The organism is Promicromonospora sukumoe 327MFSha3.1 (genome assembly GCF_000385135.1).
GTDB classification, from domain to species: domain Bacteria; phylum Actinomycetota; class Actinomycetes; order Actinomycetales; family Cellulomonadaceae; genus Promicromonospora; species Promicromonospora sukumoe_B.
The window spans coordinates 1217190-1230755 of the sequence record NZ_ARQM01000010.1 but is presented as its reverse complement, the minus strand read 5'-3'; the positions used below and the strand labels follow the sequence as shown (position 1 = coordinate 1230755).

At 72.8% G+C, this 13566-nt stretch carries 12 protein-coding genes; 1 reads left to right on the top strand and 11 read right to left on the bottom strand.

Going from position 1 to position 13566, the window contains the following annotated elements:
* Positions 1–75: 75 nt before the first annotated feature.
* From H291_RS0109235 to H291_RS0109215, 5 genes are all read right to left on the bottom strand, one after another.
* Positions 76–1362 carry an alginate lyase family protein gene (locus tag H291_RS0109235; protein WP_020014703.1) on the bottom strand — a complete coding sequence of 429 codons (1287 nt, stop codon included), beginning with the start codon at positions 1360–1362 and terminating at the stop codon, positions 76–78.
* Positions 1362–2693, bottom strand: a complete 1332-nt coding sequence (locus tag H291_RS34490; protein ID WP_084467869.1) for a ricin-type beta-trefoil lectin domain protein — start codon at positions 2691–2693, stop codon at positions 1362–1364. The genes H291_RS0109235 and H291_RS34490 overlap by 1 nt, the downstream gene beginning before the upstream one ends.
* Positions 2694–2865: 172 nt before the next feature.
* A complete protein-coding gene (locus tag H291_RS0109225; RefSeq protein WP_020014701.1) occupies positions 2866–3879 on the bottom strand; it encodes a hypothetical protein in 1014 nt (337 codons plus the stop codon).
* An 87-nt stretch (positions 3880–3966) separates the two neighbouring features.
* Positions 3967–5619, bottom strand: coding sequence for an ABC-F family ATP-binding cassette domain-containing protein (locus H291_RS0109220; RefSeq protein ID WP_020014700.1), 1653 nt, complete (start codon positions 5617–5619; stop codon positions 3967–3969).
* A 233-nt stretch (positions 5620–5852) separates the two neighbouring features.
* On the bottom strand, positions 5853–6425 hold the full coding sequence (locus H291_RS0109215; protein WP_020014699.1) for a TetR/AcrR family transcriptional regulator: 573 nt from the start codon (positions 6423–6425) through the stop codon (positions 5853–5855).
* Between the two features lie 107 nt (positions 6426–6532).
* Between H291_RS0109215 and H291_RS0109210 the strand changes: the two genes are divergently transcribed.
* The gene (locus H291_RS0109210; protein ID WP_020014698.1) at positions 6533–7939 is read left to right on the top strand and encodes an FAD-dependent monooxygenase; all 1407 of its coding nucleotides are present in this window, start codon (positions 6533–6535) and stop codon (positions 7937–7939) included.
* Between the two features lie 23 nt (positions 7940–7962).
* On the opposite strand, the gene H291_RS29325 is transcribed toward H291_RS0109210, so the two are convergent.
* The 6 genes from H291_RS29325 to aspS form a co-directional block, all read right to left on the bottom strand.
* Positions 7963–8484 (bottom strand): DUF4190 domain-containing protein, encoded by a 522-nt coding sequence (locus H291_RS29325; protein ID WP_020014697.1) that lies wholly within the window; start codon positions 8482–8484, stop codon positions 7963–7965.
* Between the two features lie 79 nt (positions 8485–8563).
* Positions 8564–9352: a DUF4190 domain-containing protein gene (locus H291_RS32405; protein WP_020014696.1), complete on the bottom strand. Its 789-nt coding sequence runs from the start codon at positions 9350–9352 to the stop codon at positions 8564–8566.
* Between the two features lie 126 nt (positions 9353–9478).
* The gene (locus tag H291_RS33720) at positions 9479–10063 is read right to left on the bottom strand and encodes a DUF4190 domain-containing protein (protein ID WP_020014695.1); all 585 of its coding nucleotides are present in this window, start codon (positions 10061–10063) and stop codon (positions 9479–9481) included.
* A gap of 129 nt (positions 10064–10192) precedes the next feature.
* Positions 10193–10813 carry a DUF4190 domain-containing protein gene (locus H291_RS32400; protein ID WP_020014694.1) on the bottom strand — a complete coding sequence of 207 codons (621 nt, stop codon included), beginning with the start codon at positions 10811–10813 and terminating at the stop codon, positions 10193–10195.
* A gap of 105 nt (positions 10814–10918) precedes the next feature.
* Complete coding sequence (locus H291_RS34125) at positions 10919–11698, bottom strand: GNAT family N-acetyltransferase (RefSeq protein ID WP_020014693.1); 780 nt, start codon at positions 11696–11698, stop codon at positions 10919–10921.
* On the bottom strand, positions 11695–13482 hold the full coding sequence (gene aspS, locus H291_RS0109180) for an aspartate--tRNA ligase (RefSeq protein ID WP_020014692.1): 1788 nt from the start codon (positions 13480–13482) through the stop codon (positions 11695–11697). The genes H291_RS34125 and aspS overlap by 4 nt, the downstream gene beginning before the upstream one ends.
* Positions 13483–13566: the final 84 nt, after the last annotated feature.

The window sequence follows — 13566 nt, the reverse complement described above, 5'->3', positions numbered from 1 at the left end:
GAGATCGGCTCAGGCCTGAGCCGATCTCGATGCCAACTGCCGAGTCCGCGGGGCAAACTGCCGAGGATCAGCCCGTCAGGGCAGCACGTTCGGGTTGTCCGCGTGGGTCAGGGTCTCCCACGCCACGAACAGGTTGTTGGTGCCCGCCGGACGGCTGGACTCCGTCAGGGCCTGGGTGTTGCTCATGGCGTGGCCCTGACGGTTGTGCAGGGCGTTGAAGCCGACCTCGGTCACCGGGCCGAGGCCGAGGTTGACCGATCCGCCGCAGAGCCAGGACGGCACGGCGGTGCCCCGCTGGTAGGTCGAGTGGAACCCGAGCGCGTGCCGCAGCCGCTCCCCCACCTGCGGGTACAGGTCGTCACCCTGGATCGCGGCGGTCTCGGCCACGTGCGAGATCGCCGAGATGCCGTAGCCGGTGTGCGTGAAGTCGCGGCAGGTCTCCTGCGACAGGCCGTTGACCAGCGTGCGCTGGTTGTGCCAGTACGAGAAGATCTGGTCCGGTGTGTCCCGGCCGGAGCCCGGCACGGTGCGCGGCACCGACCCGTCGGAGGTCAGGTAGATGAACGCGGGCACCCGCACCAGGAACCGCTGCCGGGCCGAGGCGTAGGCGTTGCGGTCGTCGAGGAAGATCGAGATGCCGACGGCGGCCTCCATCATCGACAGCTCCCAGTTGCCGTTGCTGTTGGAGCCGTTGATCACCTCGGGCAGGTACACGTTGCGCAGCATCGTCTCGAACCGGTCGACGTCGGCCGCGGCCCAGCCCGCGCCCGTGTACCGGATGATCTCCGCGGCGCGCGGCCACACCGAGCCGGCCCAGGCCGTCTGCAGAGGGGCGTTGGAGTTGGTGTGGTCCCGGATCACCGGCGACCACGCGTTCATGATCGAGATCGCCTTGTTCGCGTACCGCGTGTCCCGGGTGATCGACCAGGCCAGGGCGTGGGTGTACGCCGCGATGGCGTCCTCGCGCTCGTCGGTGCACCCGTAGTTCGGGTTGGAGTACGACCCGCACTCGACCACGGCCCGCGGGTGCGGCGTGTAGGACAGCGACGCGTACCGGCTGCCCATCATCGAGTCGTACGCGCTGCGCCAGGGCTGCGCGCCGGCCTGCACGCGACCCCGGATGAAGTCGAGCTGCGGCGCGCTGACGTGCACCCCGGGGTGCGTGAACGTCGTCGGCACGTCGGCGGCGACGGCGTCCGGCACGGCGTCCGGCGCAGTCACCGACTGCTGCCCGACGGCGGCGCGCGGCCCGGGCGCGGCGGCCGCGGTCCCGGCGGCTGCCGCGGGCAGCGCCAGCCCGACGGCCACGACGAGGGTGACCAGGACCCGGCTGCGGCCGGCCGACCTGTGACGGATCCTCATCAGAAGCCTCCCGTGATGCGCGTGAACTCGAACCCGGGCTGGTCCCGGTTGACGGACCAGAACGCGAGGCGCGTCAGGCCGTTGTTGCGGGCGTAGTCACGGATCTGCGTCCAGGCGGCGGTGGTGGTGACCTCGCCCTGGTCGGAGCTCCCGTTCATGCCGGAGATGCCCATGTGGGCGTACGCCTGGGCGTCCGTCCAGCCGTTGGCCGCCTTGAGCTGGTTCTTCAGGCCCTCGGACGCGTTGATCGTGTCCTGCGTGATGTTCGAGGAGCCGAAGTTGAACGGCATGATCGTGTAGTTGTCGATCGGGACCCCGAGCTGCGCGGCCCGGTTGATCAGCCGGGTGCCCGCGCCCTCCGGGCCGCCGCGGCCCGTGCCGATCGTCACGGCGATCTTCACGTTCGGGTTGTTCTGCTTGACGATGATCAGGCCCTGGAGGATGCGGTCCTGCACCGTGTAGTTCTCGAACTCGTCGGAGTTCTCGATGTCGAAGTCCACGACGTTCGGCTGGTGCGCGTTGATGACCTGCTGCACGGCCCCGGCGTAGGCGGCCGGCGTCGAGCAGTTGGGGCCGAGCTTGTTGCCGGACCAGCCGCCGAACGAGATCTGCACCTGGCCACCGGCGGCCTTGATCGCGTTGATCGTCTGCTGGTCGACGCCGCCGGTCAGGGGGCGGCTGCCGTCCCACGCGGGGTTGCAGCCCCCGGACGACAGGATGAACGCCATGGTGAAGGCCCGCACGCCCGTCTGGCTCATCACCGACGTCGCGCTCGGCGGGTTGCCCCAGCCCAGGTACAGGTAGGGCGCGCCCGGCATCTTCGCCGGGTTCGGCTCCGGGTTGCCGCCACCGGACGGCAGGGTCCAGCGCTGGTTGGCGCCCGCGAAGCAGTCCCAGAGCTGGAGCGGGGTGCCGTCCGCGGAGCTCGGCCCCGTCGCGTCCAGGCACTTGCCGAGCGCGCGCAGGGTGCCGTCCGAGCCCGCTGTCCAGCGCTGCGCCGCGCTGCTGTTGCAGTCCCAGAGCTGGATCCGGGCGCCGTTCGCGGTGCTCGCGTCCGCGACGTCGAGGCACTTGCCGAGCGCCCGGACCGTGCCGTCGGTGCGGACGTCCCAGCTCTGGGCGTTCGTGCCGTTGCAGCCGTAGAGCTGGATCTGCGTCCCGTTGGCCGAGCTGGCCGCCGCGACGTCGACGCACTTGCCGCCGTAGCCGGTGATGGCACCCGTCGCCGCCTGCGCGGCCGGCGCGACGGCGCCGAGCGTGAGCGCGGTGGCCAAGGCCAGGGACAGTGTCGCGAGGCCACCGAGGACACGGCGCCGTAGACGTGCTTGCATGGTCGTCCTCCTCAAAACTTTCAAGCCTGTAAGTGAGGAGAACGTACGACTTCTTTGACACCCGCAACATTGGGGCTTACCCGTACAGGCACCACACAGGTTCCCGCTCCCGGACGACGCAGGGCACCGGCTCACAGGCTGCGAACCGGTGCCCTTGGGCGGGGTGGCGCGGTCAGAACCCCGCGGTGATCCGCGTGAACTCGAGGTCCTCCTGCGCGATGCCGCTGCAGTTGGACGTCACGCCGCCGCCCTCGCAGCCGCGGTCGCGGTTCACGGCCCAGTACGCGAACCGGGTCAGCCCGTTGGAGCTCGCCCAGTCCCGGATCTCGGTCCACTGCGCGGGCGTGGTGGTCTCGCCGACGTCGGACAGCCCGTTCATGCCGGAGATCCCGGAGTACGAGTACGCCTCGGCGTCGGACCAGCCGTTCGCCGCCTTGAGCTGGTCCTTCAGGCCCTCAGCGGCGTTGATCGTGTCGGCCACCATGTCGGAGCCGCCGAAGTCGAACGTCATGATCGTGTAGTTGTCGATCGGCGTGCCCAGCTCGGCGGCGCGCGTGATGAGGCGCGAGCCCGCCCCGCCGGGCCCGGTCGTCGTGGTCGGGATCGTCACGACGGCCTTCACGCCAGGGTTGTTCTGCTTGACGATCGCGATCCCCTGGAGGATGCGGTCCTGGACGGCGTAGTCCTCGTACTCGTCGGTGTTCTCGATGTCGAAGTCCACGACGTCGGGCCCGTGCGCGTCGATGACCTGCTGCACCGCACCGGCGAACGCCTCCGGGCTGGAGCAGTTCGGGCCCAGCTTGTTGCCCGAGTAGCCGCCGAACGAGATCTGCACCTGGCCGCCCGCGGCCTTGATCGCGTCGATCGTCTGCTCGTCGGTGCCGCCGGTCAGCGGGCGCTGGCCGTCCCACGCGGGCGTGCAGCCGCCGGACGACAGCATGAACGCCATGGTGAACGCCGAGACCCCGGTCTCGCTCATCACCGAGGTGGCGCTCTGCGGGTCGCCCCAGCCCAGGTACAGGTAGGGCGCACCGGGCATCTTCTCCGCCAGGGCCTGCGGCTCCGCCTGCACGTCGGTCCGCGGGCCGGCGAGCTCCATCGCGCCGGCGCCGACCATGCCGCTGCCGGCCAGGACCATCGCGGTCACGGCGCCGAGCAGTGCCAGGCGCCTCGGGTTGGTCTTCATCGTCGTCTCCCGAAGATGTCGGTCGGATAAGTAAAGAGACCGTACAACCGGGGTGAAAAATGGCGCATCAGGGTAATCACGTACGCCTCAGGCACGCACGTGCGTCAGGTTGCCCGCGGCGTCGAGCCGGATCTCGGCGTCCAGGCCGAGCCGCTCCAGGAACGCCGAGTCGTGGCTCACCACCAGCAGCGCGCCCCGGTAGGCGGACAATGCGTCGACGAGCTGGTCGGTGCTCGCGATGTCGAGGTTGTTCGTCGGCTCGTCCAGCACCAGGAGCTGCGCCGGCGGGTCCGCCAGCAGCAGGCTCGCCAGCGCCACCCGGAACCGCTCGCCGCCCGACAGCGTCGCCACCGGCCGGTCCACCGCCGCGCCCCGCACCAGGAACCGCGCCAGCAGGTTGCGCAGCTCCCCCGGCGGCACGTGCGGCGCGCCCTCGCGCACCGCGTCCAGCACCGACGACGCATCCGGCAGCACGTCGACCCGCTGCGGCAGGTACGCCGCGCGCTCGGTCAGCAGCTCACCCGACGCGAACGCCGCCTCGCCGTCGACCTCGCCGTCCGCGCCGCCGCCGTCCGCGCCGCCGTCGGTCCCGCTGACCGATCCGCCGTCCGCGCCCGACAGCAGGCGCTCCAGGAGCGTCGTCTTGCCGACGCCGTTCGGGCCCGTCAGCGCGATCCGCTCCGGACCCTGGACCACGACCTCCCGGCCGTCCGCGCCCCGCAGCACCGCCAGCCGGCGCCCGGCCGGCACGTCCGGGTCGGGCAGCACCACCGAGATCCGGTCGTCGTCGCGCACCGCGCGCTCCGCCAGGTCGACGGCGGCACGTGCGGCGTCCACCTTGTCGTCCAGCATCCCGCGCCGCGCACCGGCCGACTTCTCCGCGCTGTTGCGCCGGTCGTTGATCACCGCCTTGACGTACTTGCTGTTCGCGACGTCCTTGCGGCCCTTGCGCTCGCTGTGCGCGATGCGCTCCTCGGCCTCGATCCGCTGCCGCTTCTCGCGGCGCAGCGTCTGCTCGGCCGCGCGCAGCGTCTGCGCGGCGGCCTCCTGCTGCACCTGGAGCCAGGCCCGGTACTCCGAGTACGGGCCGCCGAACGTCGTCAGGGACCCGGCGCGCAGCTCGGCCGTGTCGTCCATCAGCTCCAGCAGCGCCAGGTCGTGCGAGACGACCACCAGCGCGCCCCGCCAGCCCCTGACCAGCTCGTACAGGCGCTCGCGCGCGGCGCCGTCCAGGTTGTTGGTCGGCTCGTCGAGCAGCGCGACGGAGGCGGCGCCGCTGGACTGGCGCAGCCGCACGCCGGTGATCGCGGTCAGCATGGTCTCGCCGCCGGACAGGGTGGCGACCGAGCGGTCGAGGCCGGTGGGCAGACCGGTCGCCGAGAGCAGCGCGACGGCCCGCTCCTCGACGTCCCAGTCGTCGCCGACGACGTCGAAGTGCGCCTCGTCGACGTCGCCCGACTCGATGGCGCGCAGCGCCCGCACGACGGGTGTGATGCCGAGCAGGTCGGCGACCGTGGCGTGCACGTCGAGCGTGATGCGCTGCGGCAGGTAGTCGGCGGTGCCGCTCAGCGACACGCGGCCCGACGTGGGCGGCAGCAGGCCGGCGACGACGCGCAGCAGCGTGGACTTGCCGGCTCCGTTGAGGCCGGTCAGGCCGGTGCGGCCGCGGCCGAAGGCGCCGGAGACGTGGTCGAGCGCGACGGCGCCGTCGGGCCAGGCAAAGGTGACGTCGTGCAGCACGACAGAAGGGTTGGACAACACAGCAAGGACTCCCGGGTGGTGGCTGGTGCCGACGCCCGGTGCCCTCTGCGGAGGGCAGGCGTCAGCGCGAGGTGTTCTCGTACCGGGAGATGCCTGTCATCACAGTCCTTGTCATCGCTCCCTCACACGCGCGGCACACCCGCAGGAGCGCACACAGCCTGACATGGGACGACGCCGGGGCGCAACGTGAATCACGGCACCCCCGCCGCCCGTCACGGCTCCGGCGCGGTGAGGTACCGCTGCACCGTGGGCCCCACCCAGGCCACCAGGTCCGCCCGCGACATCTGCGCGGCGGGCCCGAACCGCAGCACGTAGCGCACCAGGGCCATGCCGAGCACCTGCGAGGCCACCAGCGCGGCCCGGCGCGCGGCGTCGGCCCGGGTCACCACGAACCGCTCGGCGAGCGGCAGGATCTGGCCGGAGAACACGCCGCGCATCCGCTCGGCGCCCGCCTCGTTGGTCACGCCCACCCGCAGCAGGGTCTGCAGCACGCTGTCGTGCTCCCAGAGGTCCAGGAAGTGACCCACCAGCACGGTGCCGACGTCGTCCACCGGGATCTCGGCCAGGCCCGGGAGCACCAGCTCGACGTCGATGACTGCCGCGAACAGGCCCTCCTTGGAGCCGTAGTAGCGCATCACCATCGACGGGTCGATGCCGGCGTCCTGCGCGATGGCGCGCACCGTGGCGCGCTCGTAGCCGTCGGCCGCGAAGCGCTCCCGGGCCGCCGCCAGGATCGCCGCGCGGGTGGCGTCGGACCGGCGGCGCGGGGCATCCGTCTCTGTCATGCCAACAACTGTAGGCCAACATCCGTTGACCACGGTCCGGGCGGTCGGCTACGTTGGTCAACAAGCGTTGGCAAACACCCGTTGACCGCGCACACCAGGAGGACACCATGGACACGGACGTCATCGTCGTCGGAGCCGGGCCCACCGGCCTGCTGCTGGCCGGGGACCTGGCCACCGCCGGGGCTCGCGTGCTCGTGCTGGAGAAGCGGCCGGCGGGGCTGAGCAACCTGACCCGCGCGTTCGCCGTGCACGCCCGCAGCATGGAGACGCTGGACGCGCGCGGGCTGGCGGACGAGCTGCTCACCACCGGGCAGCAGGTCGGCAGCCTGCGGCTCTTCCAGCGTCTGACCATCGACCTGGCCGACCTGCCGTCCCGGTTCCGATACGTGCTGGTCACGCCCCAGTACGAGGTGGAGCGGCTGCTGCGCCGACGCGCCGAGGAGGCCGGTGCCGTCCTCCGGCACGACACGCAGGTCAGCGACCTCGCCCAGGACGCCGACGGCGTCACGGTCACGCTCGCCGACGGGTCGACCCTGACCGCCCGGTACGTCGTGGGTACCGACGGCGCACGGTCCACGGTGCGCGCCGCCGTCGGCATCCCGTTCCCCGGCCGGGCCGTGATCCGGTCGATGGTCCTGGCCGACGTGCGGCTGGCGCGCCGGCCTGCCGACCTGCTCACGGTCGCCGCCGCGAACGACTCGCTCGGGTTCCTCGTCCCGTTCGGCGACGGCTGGTACCGGTTCATCGGCTGGCACGGCAACCGCGACGTGGGCGAGGACGAGCCCGTCGACCTCGACGAGGTCCGCGCGATCGCGCGCGCCACGCTGCACGACGACTTCGGCATGACGGACGCGCGCTTCCTGTCCCGCTTCCACGCCGACGAGCGGCAGGCCCCCACCTACCGCGCCGGCCGGGTCTTCCTCGCCGGCGACGCCGCGCACGTGCACAGCCCGGCAGGCGGCATGGGCATGAACACGGGAATGCAGGACGCCGCCAATCTCGGCTGGAAGCTCGCCGCCGCGCTCCGGCTGCCCGACGACGCGGCCGACGCGGTGCTGGACAGCTACGACGGCGAGCGGCACCCCGTGGGCCGCGAGGTGCTGCGTACCAGCGGCGGGATCCTGCGGGTCGCCACCCTGCCGGGCGCGTTCGTCGCGGCGGTGCGGAGCGGCGTCGTCGGCCTGGTGTCGCGGGTGGCGCCCGTGCGGCGCCGGGCGGCGCTCACCGTGTCCGCGCTCGGTGTCGCCTACCCCCGCCCGCGCGGGGCGCACCCGCTGGTCGGCACGCGGGCACGCGACCTGCCGCTCGAGGGCGGCACGCGGCTGGCCGAGGCGCTCCGCGCGGGCCGGTTCGTGCTGGTCGCACCGGCCGGGGCGCCGACGCCGGACCTGCCCGCGGCGCTCGGCGAGGTGGACCCCGCCGAGCGCGTCGTGACCCGCCGGACCGACGGCGGCGCGACCACCCTGCTGGTGCGGCCCGACGGGTACGTGGCCGACGCGGCCGCGGGTGCGTGACGCGCGGCCGGCCGTGCGTCGGCTCAGTACTCGTAGCTGTAGCTGGAGGTCGTCTCGCTGAAGAAGCCCTCCCGGAACTCCGGGATGCTGAACAGGATGACGAGCCCGACCACCGCGAGGAGAGTCAGGCCGACCGTGACCCAGCCCGTGATGAGCCCGGCCAGGCCCATGCCGCCGTTGTCCGCCAGGCCCTCCTTCTGCGCCTTGCGGCTCAGGTGCCCGGTGATGACCGCCGGGATGCCGGCGAGGAACCCGACCCCGCAGCTGAACAGCATGAGGACGCTCAGGATGCCGAGCACGAGGGACCAGACACCCAGGGCGTTCTTCTCGGGCGGGGCGGCGTAGCCGTAGGGGGCACCGTACTGGTAGGGCTGGCCGGGGTACGGCTGCGCCGGATAGGGCTGGGCCCCGTACGGCTGCCCCTGCGGGTCGGGCTGCCCGTAGGGGCTGGGCGGTGCCGGCTGCTCCGGCCCCGGCTGGGCGCCGCGGTCGGCGGGCTGGGCGGGCGGGTCGTAGGGCGACTTCCACTCGTCGGGCTGGGTCATGCTTCCACCTTCCACCGGGTACGCGGGACGCTGTGTGCCGCAACACGCGGCCGGGCCGCGCGCGTGCGTGGGCCGCCGCTCACGACTGGGACACGGAGAACGCGGCGCCGAGCAGCCCGAAGAACACGAAGATGATCCACACGACCACCCCGAGGCCGAAGAGGCCCACGTTGATCCAGCCGAGGACCAGCCCCGCCGTCGCCGAGCCGGGGTTGTTCGCCAGTCCCTCGCGGACCGCCTTGCGGCTCGCGTTCCCGGTGAAGATCGCGACGATGCCCAGCACGAGCGGGCACATGATCCAGCTCAGGATGCCCGTCACCAGCGACCAGACGCCCAGGTCGTTCTTCGGCGGCGCGGGCGCGTAGCCGTACTGGTACTGCGGCTGGTACGGCTGGACCTGGCCGGAGGGGTACTGCCCGGAGGTGTACTGGCCCGTGGGGTACTGGCCCGTGGGGTACTGGCCCGTGGGGTACTGCCCGGTGGGGTACTGACCCGACTGGTACTGGGCCGGCTGGCCAGGGGCGAACTGGCCCGAGGCGTACTGGCCGGACGGGTACTCGGCCGGCTGGCCCGAGGCGTACTGGCCGGACGGGTACTCGGCCGGCTGGCCCGAGGCCTGCTGCCCCGGGTGGGCCGCGGCGTCCTGGACCGGCGGGACCGGCGGACCCGGCAGGTGCTGCACGGGGTGGCCGTAGACCGGCCCGGCGGGCGGCGTCGGGGACGCGGGCCCGTAGGGCGACGTCGGCTGCTCGGCCGCCGGCTGCTCCGCCGTCGGCTGGGAGGGAGCGGGCTGCTCCGTCGTCGGCTGGTCGGGCGCCGGCTGGTCCTGTGGGCCGGTCGCGGCGGTCCCGTCGTCGGGCTGGGTCATCGTGCTGCCTTCCGTGGTTCAGCCGCGCCGGGTGGCGCGGAGGGGTGGGGACGAGTCAGCCCGCCGCGACCCGAAGGAGATCTCACCTCGGGTCGCGGCGGGCTGGCCGGCTGCTGAGATGCGGGCTCAGCTGTTCTCGAGCTCGTCCATGAGCTCCTGGAGCTCCGGGTCCATGGTCGCGCCGCTGTCGCCGAGCTCCTGCTCGTAGCTGTTCTGCAGCTCCTGCTCGATGCCGTCCTGGAACTCCGGCGAGGTGACCACGAAGGCGAAGAACACGATGTACGCGATGATGCCGAGGGTCACCAGCACGGTGCCGATCCAGCCGAGGATGAGGCCCGCGAGGCCCATGCCGCCGTTGTTGGCGAGGCCCTCACGCTGCGCCTGGCGGCTCTTGACACCCGTGATGATGGCAGCGATACCGGTGAGCAGGCCGCAGCCCAGCACCGAGAGGATGCCCAGCACCAGCGACCAGACGCCGAGGCTGTTCTTCGGCAGCGGGGCGCCGTAGCCGGGCTGGCCGCCCTGCGCGTAGACGGGCGCCTGCGCGTCGCCCTGCTGCGGGTACGGCGACTGCTGGTACGGCTGCTGCTGGTACGGCTGCTGCTGGTACGGGGCAGGCTGGCCCGCAACCGCGCCCGGCTGGCTCTGCTCGGGCTGCTGCGGCTGCTGCGGCGGGTCGTAAGGAGACTGGCCGCCGTCAGGCTGGGTCATCGTGCTGCCTCTCTGGTTGCTCGGTACCGGGGCCGATCCGGCCCGGAGGTGCCAAACCTACAGGTAGGACCCCCCGCGCGGCAGGAAAACCGCACGGGGAGCCCTACCCCGGTCCGAACTAGTTCCTGGTCAGTAGTTCCAGTCGTTGGGGTCGCGCATCTGGTCCCAGTTGATGCCGCCGGCGAACAGGCCGACCGCCAGCGCGATGACGAAGAAGATGATCGCGGCCACCACCAGCGCGACGTTGATCCAGCCCAGGATCAGGCCCGCGGTACCCATCCCGCGGTTGTTCGCTAGGCCCTCGTCGGCGGCCCGGCGGCTCATGGTGCCCGTGATGATCGCCGCGATCCCGAGCAGCAGCGGGCAGAACACATAGCTGAGGATGCCCGTGACCAGCGCCCACACGCCGAGGTCGTTCTTGGGCGGCGTCTGGGAGTACCCGTACTGGGGCGGTGTGGTGGTCGGGCCGCCGGGCTGGCCGTACGGCGTCGGGGCGCTGTGCTGCCCGTGCTGGACATACGGCGCGTTCGGGTCGGGGCCGGGGTGCCGCGGGGAGCCCGGGTCCTGTCCGGGCTGGTGCGGGCCCGGCTGCTGCGGCGCGGGCGGCTGCTCCGAGCCGTACGGCTGGTCCGGGAGCGGCTGGGTGGGTGAGCCCTCGGGGACCTGCGGCGAGGTCGACCCGGGCAACGGCTGCGTAGGCGGCGTCTCCGGCTGGGGATCGCGCGGCGTACCGCCCTCGTTCTCGGTCATGAGGCTGCCTTCCCTTCCAGATCGGGGTCCTGTGGGACGCCGGGTCCGGTGCCCCACACTCCACCTAACCAGGGTTGACCCCGACCTGCGCGGGAACGCCGGGCGTCAGCTCGGCCGCCAGGTCTCCACCTCGTGCGCCACCGCGAACCCGAGCCGCTCGTACACGCGGCGGGCGCCCGCGTTGTCGTCGTACAGGCCGAGCGTGACCAGCCCGTGCTCCGCGATGCCGTCCGCCGTCATCCGTGCCGTCAGGGCGCCGCCGTACCCCCGGCCGCGGTGAGCGGGCAGCGTGCCGATGGCCCCGAGGTGGGCCGCCCCGGCCGGGACCGGTGTCGCCGAGCCGACGGCGACGAGCGAGCCGGCGCCGGCCCGGCCCGCCGCCGGCTCGCGCACGCCGTACCAGCGGGCCGCGCGGGCCCGGGGGCCGCGCGCGCCCGCGTGCGTGTCCGGGTTCGCCTCCGCGAGCACCGCCTCGATCTCGTCCACGTCCCGGTCGAGGTCGAGCAGCTCCACGGCGGGCACGCCGTCGCCGGACGCGGGCGGCGCCACCTCGGTGACCATGCGGTCCCAGGTGGTGGCGGGCCCGAGGCCCCAGCCGGCCAGCACCTCGCCGGCCAGGGCCCCGGTGCCGCGCGTGAGGGTCGCGGCCACGACGTCGTCCTCGGGCACCACGGTGGCCAGCAGGCGGGCCAGCCGAGCGGGCCGCCCGACGGCGTTCAGCCACCGGCCGGGCCGCTCCCCCGTCGGGTCGGCTAGCTCCAGGACGGCGGCCGCGCCGGTGTCGGCGCGGCCGCCGCTGTCCGTCCAGGCGCGCGTGACGTCGAGGACGTCGGCGCGCACCCGGTGGAAGACGTGGTCGAGCCCGTGACCGTCCAGGCGCGTCACGCGGTGGGGGCCGCCACGGGCGCGGCCTCGGGCGTGAAGTCCACGCCGGCCTCCTTGCGCTGCTCCGGCGTGATCGGCGCCGGCGCCGCCGTCAGCGGGTCGAACCCGCCGCCCGACTTCGGGAACGCGATGACGTCGCGGATCGAGGCCGACTTCGTCAGCAGCGACACGATGCGGTCCCAGCCGAACGCGATGCCGCCGTGCGGCGGGGCGCCGAACGCGAAGGCGTCGAGCAGGAAGCCGAACTTCTCCTGCGCCTCCTCCTGCCCGATGCCCATCACGTCGAAGACGCGCTCCTGCACGTCACGGCGGTGGATACGGATCGAGCCGCCGCCGATCTCGTTGCCGTTGCAGACGATGTCGTAGGCGTAGGCCAGAGCCTCGCCCGGCTCCTTCTCGAACGTGTCGATCCACTCGGGGGTGGGCGACGTGAACGCGTGGTGCACGGCGGTCCAGGCGGACGAGCCGAGGTCGACGTCGTCGTCCTCGCCGGCCGGCTTGAACAGGGGCGCGTCCACGACCCACACGAAGGACCAGGCGTCCTCGTCGATCGCGCCCGTCTTGTGTGCGATCTCCAGGCGAGCCGCGCCGAGCAGCGCGCGCGCCTCCGACGTCTTGCCCGCGGCGAAGAACACGGCGTCGCCCGGCTGCGCGCCGGTCGCCTTCGCCAGGTGCTCGCGCTCGCCGTCGGACAGGTTCTTGGCGACGGGGCCGCCGAGCTCGCCGTCCTCCGAGAAGGTGACGTACGCGAGGCCGCGGGCGCCGCGCTGCTTGGCCCACTCCTGCCAGGCGTCGAACTGGCGGCGCGGCTGGGCCGCCCCGCCGGCCATGACGACGGCGCCCACGTACTCGGCCTGGAACACCCGGAACGGCGTGTCCGCGAAGTACGAGGTGAGCTCGACGATCGGGTTCTCGAAGCGCAGGTCCGGCTTGTCCGTGCCGTACAGGCGCATGGCCTCGTGGAACGTGATGCGCTGGATGGGCGTCGGGATCTCGACGTCGACCAGCGCCCACAGGGCCTGGAGGATCTGCTCGCCGAGGGCGATCACGTCCTCCTGGTCCACGAAGCTCATCTCGACGTCGAGCTGCGTGAACTCCGGCTGGCGGTCCGCGCGGAAGTCCTCGTCGCGGTAGCAGCGGGCGATCTGGTAGTAGCGCTCCATGCCGCCGACCATGAGGAGCTGCTTGAACAGCTGCGGCGACTGCGGCAGGGCGTACCAGGAGCCGGGTGCCAGGCGGGCCGGGACCAGGAAGTCGCGGGCGCCCTCGGGCGTGGACCGGGTCAGGGTCGGCGTCTCGATCTCGACGAAGTCCTGCTCGTCCAGCACGCGGCGCGCGGCCTGGTTGGCCTTGGCGCGCAGGCGCAGCGCGTGGGCGGGAGCCGGACGGCGCAGGTCGAGGTAGCGGTGCTTGAGGCGCGCCTCCTCGCCGATGACCTCGGTGTCCGCGAGCGCCGTCGAGACCTGGAACGGCAGCGGGGCCGACTCGTTCAGGGTGACGACCTCGGTGGCGACGACCTCGATCTCGCCGGTGGCGAGGTTGGGGTTGGCGTTGCCCTCGGGGCGGCGGCCGACCTCGCCGGTGACCTGCAGCACGAACTCGGCGCGCAGCGGGTGGGCGATCTCCTCGTCGCGGATGACGACCTGGGCGATGCCGGACGCGTCGCGCAGGTCGATGAACGCCACTCCTCCGTGATCACGGCGGCGGTCGACCCAGCCCGTGAGGGTGACGGTCTGGCCGATGTGCTCGGCCCGCAGTGAGCCGGCCGTGTGGGTGCGGAGCACGAAGAAGTCCTTCCAGGGTGAGGTGAGGGTCGCCGAGAATTCTAGTCACCGCCGGGCCACCTTGGCGTCGCCGGCCGTGGCGGG